General features: G+C 60.3%; 20 protein-coding genes. 17 read left to right on the top strand and 3 right to left on the bottom strand.

The window, feature by feature from the left end:
• Positions 1–165 precede the first annotated feature (165 nt).
• A complete protein-coding gene (gene fusA, locus RCAS_RS00465) occupies positions 166–2,271 on the top strand; it encodes an elongation factor G (protein WP_011997628.1) in 2,106 nt (701 codons plus the stop codon).
• A gap of 217 nt (positions 2,272–2,488) precedes the next feature.
• Here the strand turns inward: fusA and RCAS_RS00460 are convergent, their stop codons facing one another.
• Positions 2,489–3,301, bottom strand: coding sequence for a hypothetical protein (locus RCAS_RS00460; protein WP_011997627.1), 813 nt, complete (start codon positions 3,299–3,301; stop codon positions 2,489–2,491).
• A gap of 57 nt (positions 3,302–3,358) precedes the next feature.
• Complete coding sequence (locus RCAS_RS00455; RefSeq protein ID WP_041330105.1) at positions 3,359–4,330, bottom strand: aldo/keto reductase; 972 nt, start codon at positions 4,328–4,330, stop codon at positions 3,359–3,361.
• A 305-nt stretch (positions 4,331–4,635) separates the two neighbouring features.
• On the opposite strand from RCAS_RS00455, the gene RCAS_RS00450 reads away from it, so the two are divergent.
• The 12 genes from RCAS_RS00450 (at position 4,636) to RCAS_RS23580 (ending at position 18,735) form a co-directional block, all read left to right on the top strand.
• Positions 4,636–5,619, top strand: coding sequence for a ribose-phosphate diphosphokinase (locus RCAS_RS00450; protein ID WP_011997625.1), 984 nt, complete (start codon positions 4,636–4,638; stop codon positions 5,617–5,619).
• A gap of 155 nt (positions 5,620–5,774) precedes the next feature.
• Positions 5,775–6,005: a DUF433 domain-containing protein gene (locus tag RCAS_RS00445; RefSeq protein ID WP_011997624.1), complete on the top strand. Its 231-nt coding sequence runs from the start codon at positions 5,775–5,777 to the stop codon at positions 6,003–6,005.
• Positions 6,002–6,337 (top strand): DUF5615 family PIN-like protein, encoded by a 336-nt coding sequence (locus RCAS_RS00440; RefSeq protein WP_011997623.1) that lies wholly within the window; start codon positions 6,002–6,004, stop codon positions 6,335–6,337. The genes RCAS_RS00445 and RCAS_RS00440 overlap by 4 nt, the downstream gene beginning before the upstream one ends.
• The gene (locus RCAS_RS26125; protein ID WP_269633177.1) at positions 6,330–6,461 is read left to right on the top strand and encodes a hypothetical protein; all 132 of its coding nucleotides are present in this window, start codon (positions 6,330–6,332) and stop codon (positions 6,459–6,461) included. Before RCAS_RS00440 ends, RCAS_RS26125 begins: the two co-directional genes overlap by 8 nt.
• A 225-nt stretch (positions 6,462–6,686) precedes the next feature.
• A complete protein-coding gene (locus RCAS_RS00435) occupies positions 6,687–7,703 on the top strand; it encodes a glycosyltransferase family 39 protein (RefSeq protein WP_011997622.1) in 1,017 nt (338 codons plus the stop codon).
• 46 nt (positions 7,704–7,749) lie between these two features.
• On the top strand, positions 7,750–8,220 hold the full coding sequence (locus RCAS_RS24700; protein ID WP_157042491.1) for a hypothetical protein: 471 nt from the start codon (positions 7,750–7,752) through the stop codon (positions 8,218–8,220).
• Between the two features lie 84 nt (positions 8,221–8,304).
• Positions 8,305–9,126 carry a methyltransferase domain-containing protein gene (locus RCAS_RS00425; protein ID WP_011997620.1) on the top strand — a complete coding sequence of 274 codons (822 nt, stop codon included), beginning with the start codon at positions 8,305–8,307 and terminating at the stop codon, positions 9,124–9,126.
• A 42-nt stretch (positions 9,127–9,168) separates the two neighbouring features.
• Complete coding sequence (gene leuS, locus RCAS_RS00420) at positions 9,169–11,883, top strand: leucine--tRNA ligase (RefSeq protein ID WP_011997619.1); 2,715 nt, start codon at positions 9,169–9,171, stop codon at positions 11,881–11,883.
• A gap of 698 nt (positions 11,884–12,581) precedes the next feature.
• A complete protein-coding gene (gene acs / locus RCAS_RS00415; protein WP_011997618.1) occupies positions 12,582–14,678 on the top strand; it encodes an acetate--CoA ligase alpha subunit in 2,097 nt (698 codons plus the stop codon).
• A 53-nt stretch (positions 14,679–14,731) separates the two neighbouring features.
• Positions 14,732–15,805, top strand: a complete 1,074-nt coding sequence (locus RCAS_RS00410; RefSeq protein ID WP_011997617.1) for a phosphotransacetylase family protein — start codon at positions 14,732–14,734, stop codon at positions 15,803–15,805.
• Between the two features lie 204 nt (positions 15,806–16,009).
• Positions 16,010–17,299, top strand: a complete 1,290-nt coding sequence (gene eno / locus RCAS_RS00405; protein WP_011997616.1) for a phosphopyruvate hydratase — start codon at positions 16,010–16,012, stop codon at positions 17,297–17,299.
• A gap of 254 nt (positions 17,300–17,553) precedes the next feature.
• Positions 17,554–18,735 carry a DarT ssDNA thymidine ADP-ribosyltransferase family protein gene (locus tag RCAS_RS23580; protein WP_011997615.1) on the top strand — a complete coding sequence of 394 codons (1,182 nt, stop codon included), beginning with the start codon at positions 17,554–17,556 and terminating at the stop codon, positions 18,733–18,735.
• Positions 18,736–19,149: 414 nt separating this feature from the next.
• On the opposite strand, the gene RCAS_RS00400 is transcribed toward RCAS_RS23580, so the two are convergent.
• The gene (locus RCAS_RS00400; protein ID WP_041330102.1) at positions 19,150–19,332 is read right to left on the bottom strand and encodes a hypothetical protein; all 183 of its coding nucleotides are present in this window, start codon (positions 19,330–19,332) and stop codon (positions 19,150–19,152) included.
• Here RCAS_RS00400 and RCAS_RS00395 point away from each other — a divergent pair.
• The 4 genes from RCAS_RS00395 to RCAS_RS25775 all read left to right on the top strand — a co-directional run bounded on the left by RCAS_RS00395 (position 19,331) and on the right by RCAS_RS25775 (position 23,177).
• Positions 19,331–19,573 (top strand): helix-turn-helix domain-containing protein, encoded by a 243-nt coding sequence (locus tag RCAS_RS00395; RefSeq protein WP_011997614.1) that lies wholly within the window; start codon positions 19,331–19,333, stop codon positions 19,571–19,573. The two genes, RCAS_RS00400 and RCAS_RS00395, sit on opposite strands and share 2 nt — an antisense overlap.
• Positions 19,560–19,979 carry a hypothetical protein gene (locus RCAS_RS00390; protein WP_011997613.1) on the top strand — a complete coding sequence of 140 codons (420 nt, stop codon included), beginning with the start codon at positions 19,560–19,562 and terminating at the stop codon, positions 19,977–19,979. Before RCAS_RS00395 ends, RCAS_RS00390 begins: the two co-directional genes overlap by 14 nt.
• The gene (locus RCAS_RS00385) at positions 19,976–22,885 is read left to right on the top strand and encodes a type IV secretory system conjugative DNA transfer family protein (RefSeq protein WP_011997612.1); all 2,910 of its coding nucleotides are present in this window, start codon (positions 19,976–19,978) and stop codon (positions 22,883–22,885) included. Before RCAS_RS00390 ends, RCAS_RS00385 begins: the two co-directional genes overlap by 4 nt.
• Positions 22,886–23,030: 145 nt before the next feature.
• Complete coding sequence (locus RCAS_RS25775) at positions 23,031–23,177, top strand: HU family DNA-binding protein (RefSeq protein ID WP_232280110.1); 147 nt, start codon at positions 23,031–23,033, stop codon at positions 23,175–23,177.
• Positions 23,178–23,392 lie beyond the last annotated feature (215 nt).

Raw genomic sequence — 23,392 nt, 5'->3', positions numbered from 1 at the left:
ACCCGCCTGTGAAAATGCGTATAATTGCCACTTAACCTTCGACCGACCATATCTGCTGGAAAGGCAGGTCATCCTCATCGTACAACACTTCTGCCCCGTGAGTATCTGACGCGCACTGCCCCGGGCAGGCGCTCTTCCTGTCCAACGACTGTCGAGGAGGACATTATGCGAGCATACGGACCGGAACTCATCCACACGATCGGTCTCTTCGGCCATGGCGGCTGCGGGAAAACGACGCTGACTGAGGCGTTGCTGCTCACCGCCAGGGCGATTTCCCGCGCGGGTCGTGTCGAAGACGGGAATACCGTTTCGGACTACGACCCGGAAGAGCAGCGACGCCGCATGTCGATCAACCTGGCGGTTGCGCCGCTCGAATGGCACGATAATAAGATCAATCTGATCGATGTTCCCGGCTACGCCGACCTGGTCGGCGAGATGGCCGCTGCCATGCGCGTGATCGATGGCGCGATCATCGTGCTCGACGCCGCCGGCGGCGTTGAGGTCGGCACGGAACTGGCGTGGGAGATGGCGCGTAAGGCTGGCGTGCCGATCCTGCTGTTCGTCAACAAGCTCGACCGCGACAACGCCAATTTCTTCCGTTGCATCGAGCAGGCGCGGCAGATCCTCGACGAGGCGGTTGTGCCGATGCAACTGCCAATCGGCGAGCAGCGTGAGTTTGCCGGCATTATTTCGCTGCGCCGTCAACGTGCCTGGATGATCTCCGAAAAGCACGATGGCGGCTTTGTCGAGGCGGACATTCCGACGGAATTGCTCGACCTGGAACAGGAGTGGCGCGAAAAACTGGTTGATCGGATCGCAGCCACGAATGATGACCTGATCGAGAAGTATCTCGATGGCGGCGCCGATGCGCTCACGCAGGACGAATTGAACGAAGGTCTGCGCGCCGGGATCGCCAACGGCTCGATTGTTCCGGTCTTCTGCGGCTCGGCGTTGCAAGTGGCGGGCATGGCGCAGTTGCTCAATGGTATTCTCGACAGCATTCCTTCGGCGGCGCGCAAGCCGGCGCCGGCGCGCGACCTCGTCTCCGGCAGGGATGTCGCCCTGAAACCGGCTGCATCTGAACCGCTCAGCGCGCTGGTGTTCAAGACCATCGTCGATCCCTACGGCAAGATGTCGTACATCCGGGTGTTCAGCGGCGAACTGAGCGCCAACTCGACGGTCTTCAACCCGCGGACGGGCAAGGAAGAGCGGATCGGGCAACTCTCCATGGTGCGCGGCAAAGAACAGACCCCAATTGCGATGATCGGTCCTGGCGATATTGGCGTAGCCGCCAAACTTGGCGATGTCAGCACCAACGACACGCTCTGTTCGCGCGACCGACCACTCCAGCTTGCGCCCATCACATTCCCGGCGCCAGCATTTACGGCGACGGTGAAGCCCAAAACGCGCGCCGATCTCGATAAACTCGGCAATGCGCTGCATAATGTCGTCGAGGAAGACCCAAGCCTGCGCGTCTCACGCGACCCGATTACAGGAGAGAGTCTTCTGTCGGGGCAGGGTGAGTCGCATTTGCAGATTATTGTCGAGCGGATGAAACGTAAGTTCGGCGTCGATGTCGAACTCGATCTGCCGCGCGTCCCCTATCGCGAAACGATCCGCGGCAAAGCCGAAGCGCAGTACCGCCACAAAAAGCAGACCGGCGGCGCCGGGCAGTTCGCCGATGTGACGATTCGCATCGAGCCGCTTCCGCCCGACCCGAACCGTGCCGATCCGCTCGAGTTCGTCAATGCGATCGTTGGCGGCGTTATCGATAAGGCGTTTATCCCATCGGTCGAAAAGGGTGTGCGTGCTGCCATGGCGGAAGGGGTTATTTCCGGCAACCCCATGGTTGATGTGCGCGTCGAACTGTTCGACGGCAAGATGCATCCGGTGGATAGCAAAGACATTGCGTTTCAGATCGCGGGGCATGAGGCGTTCAAGATCGCCGCGCAAAAGGCAAACCCGACGATCATGGAGCCAATCTACCAGCTCGAGATAACGGTGCCCGAGCAGTATGCTGGTGATGTCATCAGCGATATGAACACGCGGCGCGGGCGCGTGCTGGGCATGATGCCGGCGGAAGGCGGACGCACCACGATTACAGCGCAGGCGCCGCTGGTCGAGGTGCTGCGCTACGCGACCGATCTGCGGTCGTTGACGCAGGGGCGTGGGCGCTTCTCGATGACGTTCGACCACTACGAGGACGTGCCGCCGCACCTGATGCAAGCGCTCATCGAGGCGCAGAAGAAAGAGCACAGTTCCGGGCACTGAGCGCAATGACGCCCCACGGCGTCGAGCCGTTGCATCGTCTTTATACCAAAATTACCTGTGACCATCCGGCATGGTCACCCCGATCAGCGCGAGGGGTCTGGCGCGACCCGCTCAGATTCCTCGCTGAGTTTACCCTGAGCGAAGCGAAGGGCTCGGAATGACACGCATGCGGCATCGTCAATCGTCATTGGTATTACCCGATGCAACGGCTTTAACTTCATCCCCTCGCACGATCCTCCATCGCCTTCCGCAGCGCCGCCGCCAGCGGATTGTCCTCCTCGTCCGGTTCCGACTCAGAAGAAGAGTAGATGTACGGTGCAGCCTCGCTGGTTTCAGCGTCCCCTTCCTCTTCTTCGTCCTCGTCCCAGTCGAGGTGCAGGTTCTCGGCGCCTGCCAGCGCGATGATGTCGTCTACCGAGAAGCGAATCAACCCGACCAACTCAGGATCGTCCGGCAACGCGGCGAGCGAGTCCGCCCGGCGCACCTGCGGCAGATTCGCCAGGACATCGGCGAGCGTTGGTGGCGGTTCATTCGGCGGTGGGCGATCCGGATGCGTTGCGATCCATTCGGCAAGCTGCGCCGCCGACTCTTCCGGCGTCTGCGGAATGCCGGTGTCGACCAGCAAAATCGTGGTGTGAACCTTCGGGAACAGCATGCGCAGGATGGTCTGCGTGTCGCGCAGTTGACGGATCGCGCGGCGCAGGCTCGCAGCCTTCATACTGGCTTTGATCTCAAAGACGTGGATCGTCTTTGGATCGAGAATCCACACCGCATCAAGTTCGCGATACTTGGTGACCGCCTGCCGTCCGCGATGCTCCAGATATTCGACAATGCGCCGTTCGGACAGCGTGATCTGCTGCGCCAGCCAGTCGCGGAGCGCCGCTTCCGCCTCGCTGCCGAACAGGTCGCGCGCACGGGGAGGGCGGATGGCGCGCTGATTGCTGCGCAATAGTTTCATTTGCTCAACGTGCGCGCGATACCGCTGATCGGTTTCATCGATCAGGCGAGGGCGCGAGAAGCGGGTGGTCATGACATGCTCCCGACTGTCTATCGCTGTTCGCCGCCAGGATCAGCGCGCCAGGCGGCGTCACCACGCATACGCCTCCGGCGCAGGTCCGCCCGGACCGGGCCAGATAGCGTCGAGCCGCGCCAGCGCCTCGTCGCTCAGAGTTATCTCCAGCGCGCGCAGGCTGCCGTTCAACTGTTCGATTGTGCGCGGACCGATGATCGGCGCTGTGACGGTGGGTTGCCGGAGCAACCATGCCAGCGCCACGTCGGCCGGTTGCTCGCCGAGTTCACGGCAGAATCCTTCGTAGGCTTCGATCTGCACGCGATGTCTGTCGATGCGCTCCTGCATACGCGCGTCGGCGCGCCGCCCCTCGGCGGCTTTTTGCAACACCCCGCCAAGCAACCCGCCGCCCAACGGACTCCAGGGGATAATGCCAACACCGTAACTCTGGCAGGCAGGGATGACTTCGAGTTCGATCATGCGCGCCGACAGGTTGTACAGACTCTGTTCCGACACCAGACCCATAAAGTTGCGGCGACGCGCTTCTTCATTCGCCTGGGCAATATGCCAGCCGGCGAAATTGCTGCTGCCGATGTACAAGACTTTCCCCTCGCGCACGAGTTGCTCCATCGCCTGCCAGATCTCCTCCCACGGCGTATCACGGTCGATGTGGTGCATCTGATAAAGGTCGATATAATCGGTCTGCAAGCGGCGCAGGCTTCCCTCGCAGGCGCGCTTGATGTGTAATGCCGAAAGACGCGACTCATTGGGCCAGTCGCCCATTTTGCCATAGACCTTGGTGGCGATCACGACCTTCTCGCGCCGCCCGCCGCCCTGGGCGAACCAGCGTCCGATAATCTGCTCGGTGATCCCTTCGCCGGTCTTCCAGCCATAGACATTTGCTGTGTCGAAGAAATTGATCCCCAACTCCAGCGCCCGATCCATGATGGCGAAACTGTCGGCTTCGCTCGTGAGCGGACCGAAATTCATCGTGCCAAGGCAGAGGCGACTCACGCGAAGACCGGTGCGACCAAGACGTGTGTACTGCATGACCTTTCTCTCCATACGGCGTGGCGACCCCGCCATGCCGCGCCAGTGTGTAGAACGCCGTCATTGTACCACGTTGATCGCATCGAATGGTTGGACTACAATACGCCTGTCGGCGGCAGGGATGTCGTACAAGAGACGCGCGCGGCGGCGTCCATTTGCAGTGCGCTTTGGCGCTCCCCCGCCGATGAGGTCTGTTGCACGGCGCGTCGGGCGCGGCGAGGCGGAGAGCGCATGGGAGAGCGCATGATCGTAGCAGGGCGCCGTTCTCTGGCGCATAAACACGATACAGGCGGTCAGGAGGGGGTATGAGTAGTCGCTTTGATGAGCTTCGCATTCTTTCGGGCAATGGCAACCCTGCCCTGGCGCAGTCCATCTGCGGTCGCCTGGGGGTGCGCCTGGGAGACGTAACGATCACCCGCTTTGCCAATGAGAATATTTTTGTGCGCCTGAATGAAAGCGTGCGCGAGAAAGATGTGTTTGTCATTCAGTCGTTGGCGTCGCCCTTGAGCGACCGCATTCTCGAACTGCTGATCATGCTGGACGCCTGCAAACGCGCATCTGCCGGGCGGGTGACGGCGGTGCTGCCGTTCTACGCCTACGGGCGCACCGATAAGCGTGATCAACCACGGGTGCCGATCACCGCGCGATTACTCGCTGATATGATCCAGGTTGCCGGTGCGCAGCAAGTGGTAACGATCGACCTGCACGCCGGGCAGATTCAAGGGTTTTTCAGCATTCCCGTCGATGAGTTGAGCAGCATGCCGTTGCTGGTGCGCTACTTCCGCGATCGCGGATGGGACGATGTGGTGGTCGTGTCGTCGGACATCGGGTTTGCCAAGCGGGCGCGCAATTTCGCCGAACAACTCGGGACGCCGCTGGCAATCATCGAAAAGCGTCACCCGGCGCGCGCCGATGCCGAGAGCGAAAACGGCATCGAGGCAATGTCGCTGATCGGCGAGGTCGCCGGACGGCGCTGCATCCTGGTGGATGATGAAGTGAACACCGGACGCTCGCTCGCCAGTGCAGCAGAACTGCTGGAACGCCATGGCGCGCGCGAGATCTACGCAGCCGTTGCCCATCCGGTGCTCGGCGGCGATGGACCGGAACGCCTGCGCGCCAGTCGCATCCGCGAATTGGTGACGACCGATACGCTGCCGGTTCCGGCGGAAAAATCGTGGCCCGGCCTGCGCATCCTGACTGTCGCTCCAATGCTGGCGGAGGTCATTCAACGCATCCATAGCGGCGTCTCAGTGCATACCATCTTCCCGCCGCGCGCGCTGGCGCGGTGAGCGGCTGCACGGCGCATCAGACCGCGTATCTCTCTAACTCGCACAAAGGCGCAACGGCGCAGAGACCCCCTTGCCTGAACCCGGGAACGTGGTACAATGGCAGATATTGCGAAGCGTGAACAAAGATGCGGATTGGTCGAGGCAAAGAGGTCGTTATGAGCGCATCCTATCACACAATTATCACGCTTGAGCCAGGCAAACGCAGCGGCAAGCCAACGATCCGCGGTATGCGCATCACTGTCTATGATGTTCTCTCTTATCTTGCTGCCGGGATGACGCCTCAAGAGATTCTTGCGGATTTCCCCTACCTGACGGAAGAGGATATTCAGGCTTGCCTGAGCTACGCTGCCGATAGGGAACGGCAATTGCTCGTTGCGCATGTATGAGGTTGCTTTTCGACCACAACATGTCGCCACGTCTGGTGCGTTCTCTTTCTGATCTCTATCCAGACTCCAGCCATGTTTCTCTGGTTGGTCTCGCTACAGCCGATGATAGAACAGTCTGGCAGTATGCTCAGACGCACGATTACATCATCGTTACCAAAGACTCCGATTTCAGCGATATAAACGTGTTGCTCGGCTTTCCGCCGAAGACTCTCTGGCTGCGCCTGGGTAATTGCACGACTGGTGATATCGAACGGGCATTGCGAAACGGGCATATGGCCATTACCAACTTCGCTGCCGATCCGACTATCGGTACGCTTGAGTTGTTTGAATAAACGAGAGCCCTCACCCTGCCTGCGCATCCTCACGGTTGCGCCCATGCTGGCGGAAGTCATTCAGCGCATCCACAGCGGCTTCTCGGTGCATACCATCTTCCCGCCGCGCGCGCTGGCGCGGTGAGCGGCTGTACGGCGCATCAGCCAGGGACACAGTGCATCTGTCGCACGGAAGAGGATTTCAGGCGTGCCTGATCTATGCCGCCGATAGGGAACGACTGTTGCTCGTCGCGCACGAATGAACCTGATAGCCATTTTTGGTTGGTGCAAGACGCCAGAATTGCCGAATGGATGAGATGATCGGCACATCTGCGATTTGGCTTATCTCTGCGCTGCGCACAGTCCGCTTATGTCCGCATTGAACACAAGGAGAGCGCTGCTCGACAAGCGATTGATCGTCTTCGGTGTTCTCGTTGGTCTCGCCATACGCCTGTGGATCGCCTGGCAGCCAACAGATGAACTTTCGTGGCGCGCAAACGCCGACGATGCCTACTACTACTTCAAACTGGCACAACATCTCGGTTCAGGCGCGGGCGCCACATTCGATGGCGTGAACCCGACCAATGGCTTTCATCCGCTCTATGCGTTGCTTCTCGTGCCAATCTTTCAGTACGTCGGCAACGACATTGATCGTGGCGTCCATCTGGCGCTTACCCTGGTTGCGCTGGTAAGCAGCGTAACAGCCTGGCCAATTTACCTTGCCGGAAAGTACGTTCACTCTCCTCTTGCCGGCGCCATCGGAGCATTGGCGCATCTCCTCAATCCATGGGTTGTCGTTCTGACAATGACCGGGGTAGAGTCGGCTGTGTATGTGTGCTGCTTTGCCTGGACGGTAATGGCATATGTGAGATGGAGATCGCACGAGCAATCGCTTCATGGGATCGTTTTGATCGGTTTACTGGCCGGACTGACAATAATGGCGAGGTCTGAAGGTGTTTTGTTGCTGGCGGGGATTGTCCTTGATCGACTGGTTGTGGATCGGCGAATGCCCGAGCGAGCAATTGTTTTTGCAACGCTTTGCGGACTGTTCGCTGCCATCGTGTGCCTGCCATGGGTTCTCTGGAGCATATCCCGGTTTGGAACCCCTCTTCAGATCAGTGCTAGCGCGATCATGCTGCACAGCTACGCGGGGATGCCGGCAGATGCGATAGCAGCGGTCGAATGGTATATTGGACGCATATCCTGGTTCTTGCCCCGCTATGCGTACAAGATTCTTCCTGTTCAATCTTCCCATTGTACTCTTGTTCGGGGTCGTGATCGGGCGATCATGGTCGACTCGTCAACTATCCCTGAAGATAGCCTGGTCACCTGCTTCACAGTCTTCATTTCTCATCCTGCCGTTTATTTGTATCACCGCCTATTATAATTTGATACTGCTCCATCAACAGCACTGGTACTTTAATGCACTGGTATTGATTTTCACTCTTATCGGTGCATCTATTGGCGCTGAAGAGATGCTTCGTTCAGAGGAGGTATATTTGCAACAAAAGTATCAGAGATTGGCTATATCCATTATTTTTGTCATTTTCATTATCGTCATTATGCTTATATGGCAGAGAGGGTTATATCCCAACCAAAATGGCGCTTCTATGCTTGGTCGACAGATTGCAGGCGCCGATTTGCGATATGAACGTCTGGGCGCAACCGATAACGGCATTGTCGGTTTCTTCTGCCGCTGCATCATGGTTAATCTTGATGGTGTAATGAATAATGCGGCTGTTGCGTATTATCGTGTTCACGGATATGACAAAGAGTCCATTCTCCGGTTCGCGCGCGCGCAGCACGTGGCATATGTCTGGGGTATCGCCCCTTTTGATTCGGATGAGGCACGGATCGTCAGGCGAATACGTTTTCCAGCAGGCATTGTGTATCAGATCAGGTGACGTGCCCGGCTCATCCCCTCCACGAGTGTGGTATACTTTACCTCGTATCGCATCGCAATTGGAGCACGGTCAGCGTGCCGCATCATGGACGACGATGGGGCATATCAGGCGTATGCGCCGATCTACGACCGCACCGGTCAGGAACGCTTCGGCGCGTATATGGCGGGTCTGGCGCTGGCATGGCTTCGGGCGAACGGTGTGGCGCCGCAGCGCGCGCTCGATCTGGCATGCGGCACGGGCGGAGCAACACTGGCGCTCGCTGCCGCCGGGATCGAAACGACCGGACTGGATCGCTCGTCTGCGATGCTGCGGATTGCGCGTGACCGCGCGCGGGTTGCCGGCCTGGCGGTGACGTTCGTCGAAGCGGATATGCGCGACATGGAGGCTCTCGTCGCAGCAGGCGCGCTTCATCGTGGTGCGACGCCGTCTCCTGGCGATTGTGTCAGGCGCTTTGGGCTGGTCACATGCTTTGGCGATGCGATCAACTATCTGACCGGTGACGATGATCTGCCGCGCGTCTTTGCTGGAATCCGATGCGCGCTCGAACCCGGCGGATACGTCGTGTTCGATGTGAATACCGAAGCGGCGTTTGCTCAGTGGGACGAGCGCGACCTCGTGATCCACGAGAGCGACGATTGTCTGGTGTGCCATCGGTTGACGTACCATCCGGCGACGCGCCTGGGGCGGGGCAGGATCGTCTGGTTGACGCACAGTGATGATAACCGCTGGTGGCGTGGTGAGGAAACGCATATCGAGCGTGCCTGGAGTGATGCTGAGATTCAACGGGCGCTCGAGGTGAGCGGTCTTGCGCCTGTTGAACGCCTGGCGGTCGATGGGCGCAATGTAGCGGATGTTGCTCCGTTGCCAGAGCGTCTGATCTATATTGCAACAACCGACCGGTTGTGACATCTGTTCAATCCCGCAATCATTCGTGCAGCGGAGGGACCCGTGAGCGACACAGGGACAAAACGGCGTATCGAACGGTTCGATCCGGCGATCGAGCCAAAATGGCGTGAGTTCTGGGAGCGCGAGGGCATCTTCAAAGCGGGGCGCCGCGCAGGTGCGCCGCGTCGCTATATCCTCGAAATGTTCCCCTATCCCAGTGGCGACCTCCACATCGGTCATCTGAAGAACTACGTCATCGGCGATGCGCTGACCCGCTACTATGTCATTCGCGGCTACGATGTGCTGCATCCCTTTGGGTGGGACGCCTTCGGTCTGCCGGCGGAGAATGCCGCGATCAAGTATGGTCGCCATCCGCGCGAATGGACTTACGGCAACATCGCCGAGTCGAAGAAGTCGCTCGAGATCGCCGGCATTATGTACGATTGGTCGCGCGAAGTGACGACCTGTGATCCTGATTACTACCGCTGGAACCAGTGGCTGTTCCTGTTGCTCTATCGCAAGGGGCTGGCATACCGCGCAAAAGCGACGGTCAACTGGGACCCGGTGGATCAAACGGTGCTGGCGAACGAACAGGTCGATGCCGAAGGGCGCAGTTGGCGCAGCGGCGCGAAAGTCGAAAAGCGCGAATTGGAACAGTGGTTCTTCAGGATCACAGCCTATGCCGAGCGCCTGCTGAACGACCTGGATAAACTGGACAAGTGGCCCGAAAACGTCAAGACCATGCAGCGCAACTGGATCGGCAGGAGTGAAGGCGCCGAAGTCACCTTCCTGGCGCTGCCGCCGGGCGCCGACCTGCATGCGCCGCCGCCTCCCGACGCCGAACCGCTGGTGGTGTTCACCACCCGCCCTGATACGCTCTGGGGCGCGACGTTCATGGTGCTGGCGCCGGAGCATCCGCTGGTGTCGAAATTGACCGCGCCTGAACGCCGCGCCGAAGTCGAGGCGTACATCGCCAGAGCGCGTATGGAGAGCGAAATCGAACGCACCAGCGCCACGCGCGAAAAAACCGGCGTCTTCCTGGGGTCCTACGCGATCAATCCGGTCAATGATGAGCGCATCCCGATCTGGATTGCCGACTATGTATTGATGGGGTATGGCGCCGGCGCGATCATGGCGGTGCCTGCGCACGATGAGCGCGACTTCGCGTTTGCCCGTCAGTTCGGCTTGCCGGTGCGCGTCGTCGTGCAACCGCCGGGCGAAACGCTGGATGGCGCAACGATGACGGAAGCCTGGCCCGGCGATGGCGTGATGGTCAATTCGGGACCGATCAACGGTCTTCCGGTCGGCAAAGGGGAAGGGCAGAGCGTCAAGGCGACTATCGCCTGGCTGGAAGCGAATGGCAAAGGGAAGGGAACCGTCACCTATCGGTTGCGCGACTGGCTGATCAGCCGTCAGCGCTATTGGGGCACTCCGATCCCGATGCTCCACCTGCCGGATGGGACGATCAAACCGGTGCCGGAGGATCAGTTGCCCGTCGTGCTGCCCGAAGTGCAGGATTATTTGCCGAAAGGCAAAAGCCCGCTGGCAGCCGCCGAGTCGTGGGTCAATACCATCGACCCCGAGACCGGACAACCGGCGCGGCGCGATACCGACACAATGGACACGTTTGTGGATTCTTCGTGGTACTTCCTGCGTTTCTGCGACGCCAGGAACGACCGCGAAATCTTCTCGCGCGAGGCGGCGCACCGGTGGATGCCGGTCGATCAGTACATCGGCGGCGTCGAGCACGCCATTCTGCACCTGCTCTATGCGCGCTTCATCACCAAGGTGCTGTACGACGAAGGGTTGGTGCCCGACGATGAGCCGTTCAGGGCATTGTTCACCCAAGGCATGGTGCAGCGCCGCGTTCGCACACCACTTGAGGTTGTTGCGCCGGGTATGGTGCGCTTCCCTGAAGAATTGCGGCGCAAACTGGAATTGCCTGCCGATGCACAGAGCCTTGATCAGGCGCGCGCGTTGCTGAAAGAACGCGGCTATACGCTGGAAGAGGAGAGCAATGGCGGGTTCACCGCCGTATCCGGTCCGGTCACCATGTCGAAGAGCGCCGGAAATGGCATTCCGGTCGGTCCATTCGTGCGGCAGTACGGCTCCGACGTGGCGCGGATCGTGGTGCTGTTCGCCGCGCCGCCGGAAAACAGCATGGAATGGACCGACGAAGGGGTTGCCGGAGCGCAACGCTTCCTGAACCGGATCGTGGCGCTGTTCAGCCCGGATCGGGAGGAGATCGTCGCTGCACTGAACTCCGGCAACGGCGCCGCTCCCGAAGGTGAGGAACGCGCGTTGTACCGCAAACTGCACGAGACCATCCGCAAGGTGACGCTTGATACCGAACAGTTTCGCTTCAATACCGCAATTGCGGCATTGATGGAGTTGCTGAACGAGGCGAGCCGCTACCGCTCCGAGGCGGGTCGGGTGACGCCGGTCTTTGCGCAGACGGCGGCAACCTTTGCGCGGTTGCTCTCGCCGTTTGCGCCGCACTTGGCGGAAGAACTGCACTCCTGGTGCGGCGGAACCGGCAGCGTCTACGATACCGGTTGGCCCGAATGGGACGAAGCAGCGCTGGCGCTCGATGAAGTCGAGATTGTGTTGCAGGTGAACGGCAAACTGCGTGGCAGGATCATGGCGCCTGCCAATGCTGATGAGCAACAGTTGCGCGAATGGGCGTTGACCAATCCGCGCGTGCTGAGTTTCGTCGGCGATAAGACCGTGCGCAAGGTTGTGGTTGTGCCTGGGAAACTAGTGAACGTGGTGGTGTAGTGCGCCTTGCGTTGCCCGTTTCAGGGACAGAATGCCCAACTCTCGCTGGCGCCGCTGAAGAGCAGGCAGATTCATAAGCACAGGTTTTCCTGGCAGGCGCGTATTCTTTCATGCCCGCGCTGAGCGCGGCGCCGGTCGCCCCTCTCCCGCGCGCGGGTTTAAGGGCGGGATTGCTTCGACCTGCTGCGCAGGTCTCGCAATGACAGCGAACACCGGCACTCCCACTGGGGGACGGCCGCAAACAGGGCGCCGGTCTCCTCTCTCCTGGGCGGGAGAGGGACAGGGGGTGAAGAAAAAACGGCGCATCCCAACGCCATGCCTGCCCGCTATGCTCATGCGTGCTGTCCGCCCTTAAATGTGCCGGAGAAGGGACGGCAGTTCACGCATATCGATCCTGTTGCAAGCCTATGCCTTGCAGTGTGTGGTTTGGTCGTCAGAATGCCTGAACCTCCCGCTCTTCGCTCCGGCTGAGAGGGGTGGGACGTGGCAAACACTCCTTTCTTGGAAAAACGCGACACTTGAGTAGAAGAGGGCAGGGGTGAGAAAAAAGGCTTTTAGATACAACAACCCCTCTCGAACCCTGACAACCTCTCCAGGAAGTAAGGGTGGGAATACAGGAAGACGCGGCGCATTCCCGTAACTGACGACGCTATGCTCACAGTACGATATCGTCAGAAGAGTCTCCGGGTAGGAAGGCTATGCTGGAAGCGATCTTTGCGCCGCGTTCCATCGCTGTAGTTGGTGCGTCACCCGATCCAACAAAACTGGGACACCGCATTCTCAAGAACATCCTCGACGCAGGCTATCCCGGTCGCATCTTTCCTGTTCATCCAGGCGCATCGCACATTTTGGGCTTTCCGGCGTACCCATCGGTTGAGCAGGTTCCAGAACCGGTCGATCTGGCGGTGATTGTCGTTCCGGCGACGGTTGTGCCGAACGTTGCCGAGGCATGTGGTCGAGCAGGAGTCAAGGGGTTGGTCGTCATCAGCGCCGGGTTCAAAGAGGTCGGACCGGAAGGACGCGCGCTGGAGATGCAGTTGCTGGAGATCGTGCAACGCTACGGGATGCGCATGATCGGTCCCAACTGTCTGGGCATTATCGATACCATAACCCGCCTGAATGCGTCATTTGCCGCGCTCTACCCACATCCCGGGCAGATCGCGTTCATGTCGCAGTCGGGGGCGCTCTGCACCGCAATTCTGGACTGGAGCAAGGCGCAGGGGATCGGTTTCTCACGCTTTGTGAGCCTGGGGAACAAGGCGGACGTGGACGAGGTGACACTTCTGGAAGCGTGGGGATGCGATCAAGCCAATAACCGGGTCATTCTGGCGTACCTGGAAGGGATCGGCAATGGTGATGCTTTCGTCGCCGTGGCGCGCCGGGTGACGAAGCGGATCCCGGTGATTGCCATCAAGAGCGGCGCGACGCAGGCGGGCGCGCGCGCAGCCTCGTCCCACACCGGGGCGCTGGCAGGCGCTGAGCATGCCTGCGAAGCGGCATTCGATCAGAGCGGTGTGCTGCGCGCGCGCTCGATGCAGGAACTGTTCGACTTTGCCATGGCGTTCGCGTATCAACCGCTCATCCCTGGCAACCGCCTGGCAATTGTGACGAATGCCGGCGGTCCAGGGATTATTGCAACCGATGCCGCAGAGCGGATCGGGTTGCATCTGGCGGAGTTGACGCCTGCGACGATGGCGGCGCTGCGAGCAGCGTTGCCGTCGACCGCCAGCGTCTCTAATCCGATTGATATCATTGGCGATGCGCGCCCTGACCGGTACCGGGTCGCGCTGCGCGCGGCGCTCGACGATCCCTATGTCGATGCTGTGCTGGTGCTCTTTACGCCGCAGGCGGTCAGCAAACCGGAGGATGTCGCTCGAACGATTGTGGAGGTTGCCGCCGGAAGCGCTAAACCGGTCGTGACGAGTTTTATGGGCGCAGCAACCATTGGTGAGGCGTTGCGTATCCTGAACGACCATCGCATTCCAAACTATGCGTTTCCCGAACGCGCCATCGCTGCGTTGGGTGCGATGGTGGCGCAACGGCACTGGGTCGAACGTCCGCCGGAAGAGTACGTCCGTTTCGATGTCGATGCCGAACGGGTGCGCGCGCTCTTCACCCGGGTGTGCAGCGAAGGACGGGTCGAACTCGGCGAACTCGAAGCGCGCGAGGTCATCGAAGCGTATGGGATGCGCCTGCCGAAATCATTGCTGGCGCAGTCGCCGGAGGAGGCGGCGGAAATCGCCGCTCGCCTCGGCTTCCCGGTGGTGATGAAAATCTCATCGCCGGATATTCTGCACAAAAGCGATATTGGCGGCGTTAAACTCGGCATCGGCGACAGCGCAGCCGCCCGCGACGCCTACGAACTGATTGAATACCGCGCCCGCAAATACAGTCGTGAGGCGCGTATCTGGGGCGTGCTGGTGCAGGAACAGGTGCGCAAAGGGCGCGAAGTGCTGGTCGGCGTCAGTCGCGACCCGCAGTTCGGTCCGTTGATCGCCTTCGGCTTGGGAGGCATCTATGTCGAGGCGCTCCGCGACGTCGCTTTCCGTCTGGCGCCGGTGTCGCGCCAGGAGGCGGCGGAGCAAGTGCGCGCCATTCGCGCCTTCCCGTTGCTGCGCGGTGTGCGCGGCGAACCGCCAGCCGACATTGCCGCCGCCGAAGAGGTCATTCTGCGCGTCTCACAACTGGTGACCGATTTTCCCGAAATTGTCGAAATGGACATCAACCCGCTGGTGGTGTATAACCGTGGCGAAGGCGCTACAGTGCTGGATGCGCGGATTATCCTGCGCGGTTGAACGAGCATTCGAAGACGGTGCATGCTCACTTTCGTTCGGCAAGGAGACAGGCGATGGCTACCCTCTACGTTGCATCGACGGAAACATTTGTCGGGAAGAGCGCAACCTGTGTGGGGCTCCTCACGCGCGCACAACGCGACGGTTTCAGAATCGGCTACATGAAGCCGGTCAGCGTTTCGGTCACCCGCACCGAAACCGGTATGCACGATGATGATGCAGCGTTCATCCGTGAACACTTCGCCTTGCCCGATCCGCCAGAACAGGTGGCGCCGGTGCTTGTGACGCAGGGGGTAGTCGAGCAGATTATGCGCGGGCAGGCGACGGTTGATTTTGCGCGACGCCTGCGCGAGGCGCACCTGGCGGTCTCACGCAACCGCGACCTGCTGGTGGTGGAAGGCGCCAATACCTGGGCTGAAGGGTCGGTCGTCGATCTCTCCGCCGATCAGGTCTCCGATATGCTGGAAGCGCCGGTGCTGCTGGTGACGCTCTATCGGTCCCCCCTCTCGCTCGACGCGATTCTGGCAGTGCAACGCTATCTCGGCGACCGGTTGCTCGGTGTGCTGATCAACGAAGTCGAGGCGCCGAAGATCGATTTCGTGAAGAGTCGGGTTGCTCCATTCCTGGAGCAGCGTGGCGTGCCGGTGTTCGCCGTTCTGCCGCAGGACCCGCAACTTGCCAGCGTTACCGTCGCCGACCTGTTCGAGTTTCTGGGAGGGCAAATGATCGGACGACCGGAGTGGTGTGAGCGCCAGGTGGAACATCTGGTGATCGGTGCAATGGGCAGCGCAGCCGCACTCTCGCACTTCCGCCGTCGTGCCAACAAAGCGGTGATCACCGGCGGCGACCGCGCCGATCTGCAACTGGCGGCGCTGGAAACCTCGACGTCGGTGCTGGTGCTGACCGGCAACATTCGCCCGCCGGCAACCGTGCTCGATAAAGCGGAGGAGCAGCAGGTGCCGGTTATCATTGTCTCGGACGATACGCTGACGACTGTTGAGCGGAGCGAGCGCGTTTTTGGGCATATTCGTTTCAAACAGGCGTCGAAGATCGCTCGCTTCACCCAGATGCTCGACGAATCGTTCGATTTCGACCGCCTGTACGATGAGTTGGGACTGGTGCAGGGATGACGTTGCAAGGCGGACGTCGAAAAGGTAGGGAGATGACCGGTAGAGACATTGCACTGCAATGTCTTGGGGCGTTGTTGCGCGTTCACAGAGCCGTTGCCCTCCAACGGCTCGACGGATGAAGGACATACAACCGCAGAGCTGTTGCCTTCCAACGGCTCGACGGATGAAGGACACGCAACGGCTCGATATCTGAAAGGAGACATCATGGCCGACACGACGATTGAAGCGATTACCGCGCGTGAAGTGCTCGACTCGCGTGGTAATCCGACGATTGAGGTGGACGTGTATCTGGAGAGTGGCGACATGGGGCGCGCTATTGTGCCATCGGGTGCATCGACCGGTGCATTCGAGGCGCTGGAACTGCGCGACGGCGACAAGAGTCGGTATGGCGGCAAGGGCGTGCTGAAAGCCGTTGAGAACGTGAACACCACGATTGCCGAGGCGCTTGAAGGGGAAGATGCCGCCGATCAGATGCGCATCGACCGGATGCTGATCGACCTCGACGGCGCCGAGAACAAAGGGCGGTTGGGCGCCAACGCCATTCTGGGGGTTTCGCTGGCGTGCGCGAAAGCGGCGGCAGCAGCGCACGGGTTGCCGTTGTACCGCTACCTGGGAGGCATCCATGCGCACGTGCTCCCTGTTCCTATGATGAACATTCTGAACGGCGGCAAACACGCGCAAAACAGCACCGACTTCCAGGAATTCATGATCATGCCGGTTGGTGCGCCATCGTTCCGCGAGGCGCTGCGCTGGGGGAGCGAAATCTACCAGAGCCTCAAGAAAGTGATCCACGACCGTGGCGGCAGCACCAACGTCGGCGACGAGGGCGGCTTCGCGCCGAGTCTGCCGACGAACGAAGCAGCCTTGCAGATCATTGTCGAAGCCGTGGAACGCGCCGGTTACCAACTCGGCGACCAGGTGATGCTGGCGATGGACCCCGCATGCACCGAACTGTACAAAGACGGCAAGTACCACCTGGAGCGCGAAGGGCGCTCCCTCACCAGCGCCGAAATGGTGGAGTACTGGGCGGACATTGCCGCGCGCTACCCGCTCATCTCGCTCGAAGATGGGCTTGCGGAAGAAGACTGGGAAGGTTGGAAACTGTTGCGCGCGCGGCTCGGCGATCGCATTCAACTGGTCGGCGACGATTTCCTGGTGACAAACGTGAAGCGACTGGCGCGCGCCATCTCCGAACAGGCAGCGAATTCGATCCTGATCAAACTCAATCAGATCGGCACGCTGACCGAAACACTCGATGCGATCACCATGGCGAACCGCGCCGGATGGACGGCGGTTGTCTCGCATCGTTCGGGTGAAAGCGAAGATGTGACGATTGCCGATCTCGTGGTGGCGACGAATGCCGGGCAGATCAAGACTGGCGCGCCGGCGCGCACGGATCGCGTGGCGAAGTACAATCAACTGCTGCGCATTGAAGAAGAACTGGACTCCGCAGCGCACTACGCGGGCATGGGCGCCTTCCGCGTTGCGCGGTGAGTCATGGCGGCGCGGGTGCGTCAACACGCCGCACCCGCACGTCCCCTCTCCGACACTCTCCACACCTTGTGTTCCCTTAACCGCAGAAAATCGAGGGTTTCATTTTGCCCACGTGATGGTGGCTGTGTTCTCCTTCAATAGCGGTTGATCGGAAAAGGAGAACATGCGTTCTTTACAACCTGCTGCTCCTGTGATAGTATTGAAAAGGATCAAGATGAGATCTTTCAAGATCGCAATCAGGGAGACGGAAATCTATGGCTGGATTAAAGCGGGACATTAAGAGCTTATTCTATATCACCCATATCAACAACCTGGAGTCCATCTTTCAGCACGGCATCCTCTCCCATGCTCGTGTTGAAGAAATGGGTATTCCGTATACACCGATATATGATGCTCAGATTGTTTCCAATCGTCGTGAGCGATCAACTCCAGATGGCAAAAGTCTTTGGAGATTTGCGAATCTCTACTTTCAACCTCGCAATCCTATGTTATATAGGGTTATCAACAAAATAGATAAGAAAGAGGTGGCTATTATTGGAGTCAGGCCAGAAGTCCTAAGTTATCCGGGCTGCTACATTTCAACAGGAAATGCAGCAAGTTCTCCTTCAGAGATTTTACCTGTAAAGGAAGGAATTAAAGCGATTTTTGAAATGTGGAAAATCATTCATAATGAATGGTGGAATCCAGATGACGGATCGAAACGAAAAATCATGGCTGAATGTCTGGTTCCTGATTTTGTTTCTCCTGATATGATACAAACAATATATGTCGTCAATCATGATGTGGCAAAGGATGTAAGGAGTCGGATTTCAGGAGCAAGAGTTCCCGTAGTCCCCGAACCCTCCATGTTCTTCCAGCCTACCAGGCGAGAACGTGTTACCGGGAACCTGTTTTTGATAGAAGGTGATTTATTCTTTTCAACAATGCAGACTATAACGATTAGTGTTAACACGATGGGCATTATGGGTAAAGGTCTGGCATCGAGAGCAAAATATCAATTTCCCGATGTATATGTAGTATATCAGGATGCATGCCGCAGCAAGAAACTGCAAATAGGCAAACCTTACCTGTATAAGCGGGAATCTTTCGTTGATGAACAGTTAGCCGATGATCCAGGATCATTAACTAAACCTAACTCAAATAAATGGTTCCTCCTTTTTGCGACTAAGAGAAATTGGCGAGAAAACTCAGATATTGTTGGAATCGAGAATGGATTGAAATGGATCCAGCATAACTACAAATCGGAGGGTATTGCGTCCCTGGCAGTTCCAGCGTTAGGATGTGGATTAGGTGGATTAGATTGGCGCGATGTTGGTCCACTGATGTGTCAGTATCTTTCAGTGTTGGACATACCGGTAGCTATATATTTGCCCAGGGAACGCGAAACTCCCGAGGAATTTCTTTCGCGCGACTTTTTGTTGGGCACAAAAGAATGATGTCCGGAACTCCAGAGCAACGTCGCCCTGCATCACCTGCTCGACAACGCACGATCCTCCTGAATTCGCGTGCGGGTCTGCAAGCCTGTTTTGTCGTCTCACAGACTCGCACTCCTCCATGACTTTGGTCCTACTGAAGACCTGCCAGTTTGTCGCCTGAACAAAGGACGCGATGACCTCTTTCGTTAAGAACAGGTTCGCACTATACTACCGTCCGTAAACGCATGTTCCCGGCAGACGCTTGTTTCCCGATCTGCGGCCCATCGGTGTGGCGCTTCGTGCATTGTTCACCGGTTGGCCGCTTGTGATTCTTGCCGGAGAAAGCCGTATGTGCGCAAGAAGGAGAAGATGATGCCGCCTCTTCCACAAACGACGCAACAGCGCGCGCACCGCGCCCTGGAGCGCCTCGCCGCGCTAGGCGGCGGCAGCGCCTTGCCCCGCGTGCTCACCTCGCACGAAGCCATTGCCTGTCTGGGACGCGCCTGGTTCCACGACCTGCTGCGTGGCGGACAGTTGCCGGGTGTACAGGTCGTGCCACGCGGCGTCTGGCGCTGTGATCGGGAAACGTTTGTTGAATGGCTGAAGGAGGTCTGCCATGACTCACCGACCGCGCTGGAACTCGCTGAGCGCCATGCTGCGGCATGCGCTGCGGCAGCAGGAGTGGCTCTCGCTGCGCGACGCCGCCGCCCTGTACCGCGTCACCGACGAGACGATGCTGGCGTGGGTGCGGGCGGGCGTCTTCCCGTCCCGAACCTTCGAGGGGCGCATCTGGGTGGCGCGCGCCGATCTCGAAGCCGCACTGCGCCGCAAACCGGGGGAGTGTGATGGCGCATCCTGATCGTTGCGACTCGCTGATTAATGCGCTGAGGCGCGCGCTGGATGCAGCGCACGCAGCAGCAACCGGCGTCGTCGCTGACGACGCCTCGGTTGGTGACGGTGCGCCGTCATCGGATCCGTCGTCGCTGCCGGTTGAGCGGCTGGAAGCGATCATCACGCTGCTGGCGACGGCGCCGACGATTGGGGCGGCGACGCCGCCGGGCGTCACCAAAGGACGCCTGGCGGCGCTGCTACCTCCAGAAGAGCGGCGGCACGCCGGACGGATCATGGAATGGCTCGACCGGGCGGGTGTGCTGGTCGAGCCGCGCTCCGAAGCCGTGCGATGGCGTGAGCCGCGCCCGTTGCGCGGTGAGGACATCGCGGATCTCATCCGACGGGTTCAGTCGGTAGCCAGGGAGGCAGCATGAAGCAGGGAGCGATTCGCAACGGCGCCCCCTCGCCGCCTGCGACCCGTCCGCCGCGCCCCGACCTGCCATTGCACTTGGTGCGCGCACTGGCGTTTGCCTGCATTGCCCTGGCGTTGATGCGTCCGCTGGCGTGGCCGCTGATCGCGGCATTCCCCTTCGCGTCGCTGACGGTGTTGCGTCTGATGAATGATCCGGCGCTGGCAGCGCTGGCGCTGTTGCATGTCGTGCTGGCGCCGCCAGTCTTTCCGGCGCTGGTCATTGGCGCCCTGGCAGCGCTGTGGGTGCTGTTGGGCGAACTCGTCTTCGCCCTGGCAACTGCGCTTCTTGCACGCTATCGGGCGCAGCGCGCGCTGCGTGCGCCGCTGTGTCTCCAGATTCGTCCGACCGCTTCAGCGCGCACCGGAACCCCTGCGAAACCGGGTGCACTCATGCGATTGATCCACGGGGCTACGGTGGCGCGTTCCTGGATGCACGCCGCACCCTGGTATACTCTGCTGGTCAACGGGGCGCCCGACCTGCCTGCCGAACTGGGGGCGTTGATCGCCGGTGCATCCGAGGAGCGCCCACGGACCGTCACCGCACTGGATGGCGCAGTGCGCAGCAGCGTACCGGAAGCGCTGATTCACGCCGCCGCCGACCCGCTGCTGGCAGCGGCAACGCCGGGGCGTTGGATTGCCTGGCAGCGCTTCGGGCTGGCGCTGCCGCCCGCCTATCCACTTCACGCACCAACCATCGCCATCGAGTCGGAACTGACCGGGGTGTTGCTGGCCGCAGTACGTCCGCAGGCCAGCGTGGCGCACGCCGGTCTGGAAGTGGCGTTGCGCCCTCAGGTGGGTTGGGAGTTGGGTCGGCAGTGGCGCGCGCGCGCGACAACGCTGAAACTGGCGCTCGAACAGCGTCAGGACTATGCGTTGTCGCCGGATGTGGCTGCAATCGAGGCAAAATTGGGCGATGCGGCGTTCGAGGCGACCATTGTGACAACTGCGGTCGCCGATCAGCGCGCTGATGCCATTGCTGCGCTGCTCGCCATCGGCGATGCGCTCGGCGCCTTCCAGCAACGCACCGCCAGTCGTGTGCAACGTCTCGTTCCGCACGGGCGCATCTCGGTGCGCCGGGTATCTGAAGGGAACGCTGCGGACACGATTATCCGCCTGCGCACGCCACGCATTGCGCCGCCCCCGGCGCTCCTGTTACCGTTCCGCCTCTGGCGCGGACCGGACGTGCTGACAGCGGGGGAACTCGGTTATCTCTGGAATCCGTCCGCTCTGCCGGCGAGCGGACTGGTGCGCAGCGATCCGTGCCGTCGGATTGCGGCGCCGCCGCACGCCTTCTGCGGCGCCGACCCGGAACGCATTGTGGTCGGCTATGCCTCCCACGCTGATGGACAACGCGCGCCGGTCGGACCGACGCTGCGCGATCTGCGCCAGATACTGCACCTGACGGCCGGCATGGGCGCCGGGAAGAGCCGGTTGCTGGCGAACCTGTGCCGGCAACTCGTTCCGCGCGGATTTATGCTGATCGACGGCAAGGGGGACGACCGGGACGGCAGTCTCGTGGCAGTGGTGCGTCGGCTCATCCCGCCGGCGGACGACGCGCGACTGGTGCTGCTCGACCCGCTCGATACCGCCTGGCCCATCGGGCTGAACCCGCTGGCGGGCGTGGATGCCCGGCGTCCGGGAGGCGCCGACCTGGCGCTGGGTCAACTCCTTGCAACGTTCGCGCGCATCGATCCCGGCGCCTGGGAACGGTCGCCGGGGATGCAGCAATTCGCGCGCATGGCAGCGTTGTTGGTGCTGGAAGGCGAAGCGCACCCCACGCTGGCGCACGTCAAACAGGCGCTCCTCGACGAAGCGTACCGGGAGGAATTGCTCCAATCGACGCACAACATCGAAGTCGCCAGTTTCTGGCGCGAGACGTACCCGCGCCTGGGAGAAGGGCAACGATCCAGTTGCGATGCGCTGTTGCGGCGATTCGACGCCCTGCTCACCGCAGAAACGACGCGCTACCTGGTTGCGCAGGCACAACCGACGCTCGATCTGGCGCGCATGATGGCCGACCGTATGATCGTGCTCGCGCCCTTGCCCGATGTGACGCTGGGTGGTTTGGCGGGCGCAGTGGGAATGCTGATCGCCCAGGCCTTCGTGCGTGCTGCCTTCAGTCGGGGCGGCGATGACCAGACTCGCCACGACTATCCCCTGATCATCGACGAATTGCAGGTGTTAATTGGCGCCGGCGACACAACCGACATAGCGACTGCCATCACGCGCCTGCGGTCCCTGGGCATCCCGACGATCTACGCCCATCAGGCATTGGCGCAGTTAGGCGATCTGCGCGACCTGATGCTGATCAATGCCGGGAACCGCATTATGCTGCAAACCCAGGAGCCGGATGCCAGCGTGTATGCGCGCGCCTACGCCGCCAGCGGGCTGACCGCTGCCGACCTGAGTGGGCAACCGCCGAACGAGCATCAGTACGCGGTGTTGCGCTGCGGCGGGCTGGTCGCAGGACCATTTTCGATGCAACCGCTGCCCTGGCCGACGGTGGAGGAGGAGGCGCCGCCGCCCTACGTCGGACCGGCATGGCGCGATGTTCTTCCCGATGATGGCGATCCGGCGGATCGCTTTATTGCACAGGTGATCTACACGGCAGACGACAGCGCCGGATCTGCCCGCGAACTGGCGCGGCTTGATGAGGCGGACTGGGAACGACTGCTGCGGCGCTGGGAGTGCATCCGCGCGCAGCAGCGCCAGTACATTCTGGCGCATCCCGGTTGCATTCCTGACCGGCGGGAGCGACAACGCTGGCTCTCGCGGCTGTATGCAGCGCGTCCGCGAGTGCTGGCGGCTGCTGAGTACCTGCGCGGACGCCAAAAAGGATCGCATCAGAAAGCATTAAGCAAGATTTGAAAATGTCCGATGGCATTTTACAGCGTCCTGATGAGGAGCCATGCTTGACAAATACTGTATATTGAAGAGGAAACGTCATACGACAGTTCTGCGGAAAGGATGGAACCAGCATGCAAAAGACCGACTTCATCAAGGCGGTCGCCAAATGAGCGAACCGGTCCCAGAAGGAGACGGAAGAAATTGTCGTGCAGCGCTGGAAGTCATTACCGAAGCGTTGCAGCGCAGTGAGAAAGTCGCCATGACCGGCTTCGGAACTTCGAAGCGCGGCAGCGCCAGGCGCGCGACGGGGTGAATCCGCAAATCCGCTCGAAGATTTTCATTCCGGCGACCAGACCCCCTCCACACTGAAGAATGCCGTCAAGGAAGGCTGAGTTTCGCTTCGGGCAACTTCACGAATTGTGTGCGCTCGCGATCATCTCGTTGGCGCATATTCAACAGAGCGCCGTCTGGTCAACAACATCAACGCGCGAAGGAGAAGGCGGCCTTTTGGTGGACACTGATCGTTCA

This window comes from Roseiflexus castenholzii DSM 13941, from assembly GCF_000017805.1.
Lineage (GTDB): Bacteria > Chloroflexota > Chloroflexia > Chloroflexales > Roseiflexaceae > Roseiflexus > Roseiflexus castenholzii.
This window is presented reverse-complemented; position numbering and strand designations above follow the sequence as displayed.

Excerpts from the sequence above, each read along its gene's own strand:
- fusA (WP_011997628.1), top strand. The coding sequence starts at position 166 with ATGCGAGCATACGGACCGGAACTCATCCACACGATCGGTCTCTTCGGC.
- RCAS_RS00460 (WP_011997627.1), bottom strand. The coding sequence starts at position 3,301 with ATGACCACCCGCTTCTCGCGCCCTCGCCTGATCGATGAAACCGATCAG.
- RCAS_RS00455 (WP_041330105.1), bottom strand. The coding sequence starts at position 4,330 with ATGCAGTACACACGTCTTGGTCGCACCGGTCTTCGCGTGAGTCGCCTC.
- RCAS_RS00450 (WP_011997625.1), top strand. The coding sequence starts at position 4,636 with ATGAGTAGTCGCTTTGATGAGCTTCGCATTCTTTCGGGCAATGGCAAC.
- RCAS_RS00445 (WP_011997624.1), top strand. The coding sequence starts at position 5,775 with ATGAGCGCATCCTATCACACAATTATCACGCTTGAGCCAGGCAAACGC.
- RCAS_RS00440 (WP_011997623.1), top strand. The coding sequence starts at position 6,002 with ATGAGGTTGCTTTTCGACCACAACATGTCGCCACGTCTGGTGCGTTCT.
- RCAS_RS00435 (WP_011997622.1), top strand. The coding sequence starts at position 6,687 with ATGTCCGCATTGAACACAAGGAGAGCGCTGCTCGACAAGCGATTGATC.
- RCAS_RS00425 (WP_011997620.1), top strand. The coding sequence starts at position 8,305 with ATGGACGACGATGGGGCATATCAGGCGTATGCGCCGATCTACGACCGC.
- acs (WP_011997618.1), top strand. The coding sequence starts at position 12,582 with ATGCTGGAAGCGATCTTTGCGCCGCGTTCCATCGCTGTAGTTGGTGCG.
- RCAS_RS00410 (WP_011997617.1), top strand. The coding sequence starts at position 14,732 with ATGGCTACCCTCTACGTTGCATCGACGGAAACATTTGTCGGGAAGAGC.
- eno (WP_011997616.1), top strand. The coding sequence starts at position 16,010 with ATGGCCGACACGACGATTGAAGCGATTACCGCGCGTGAAGTGCTCGAC.
- RCAS_RS23580 (WP_011997615.1), top strand. The coding sequence starts at position 17,554 with ATGGCTGGATTAAAGCGGGACATTAAGAGCTTATTCTATATCACCCAT.
- RCAS_RS00395 (WP_011997614.1), top strand. The coding sequence starts at position 19,331 with ATGACTCACCGACCGCGCTGGAACTCGCTGAGCGCCATGCTGCGGCAT.
- RCAS_RS00400 (WP_041330102.1), bottom strand. The coding sequence starts at position 19,332 with ATGGCAGACCTCCTTCAGCCATTCAACAAACGTTTCCCGATCACAGCG.
- RCAS_RS00390 (WP_011997613.1), top strand. The coding sequence starts at position 19,560 with ATGGCGCATCCTGATCGTTGCGACTCGCTGATTAATGCGCTGAGGCGC.
- RCAS_RS00385 (WP_011997612.1), top strand. The coding sequence starts at position 19,976 with ATGAAGCAGGGAGCGATTCGCAACGGCGCCCCCTCGCCGCCTGCGACC.
- RCAS_RS25775 (WP_232280110.1), top strand. The coding sequence starts at position 23,031 with ATGAGCGAACCGGTCCCAGAAGGAGACGGAAGAAATTGTCGTGCAGCG.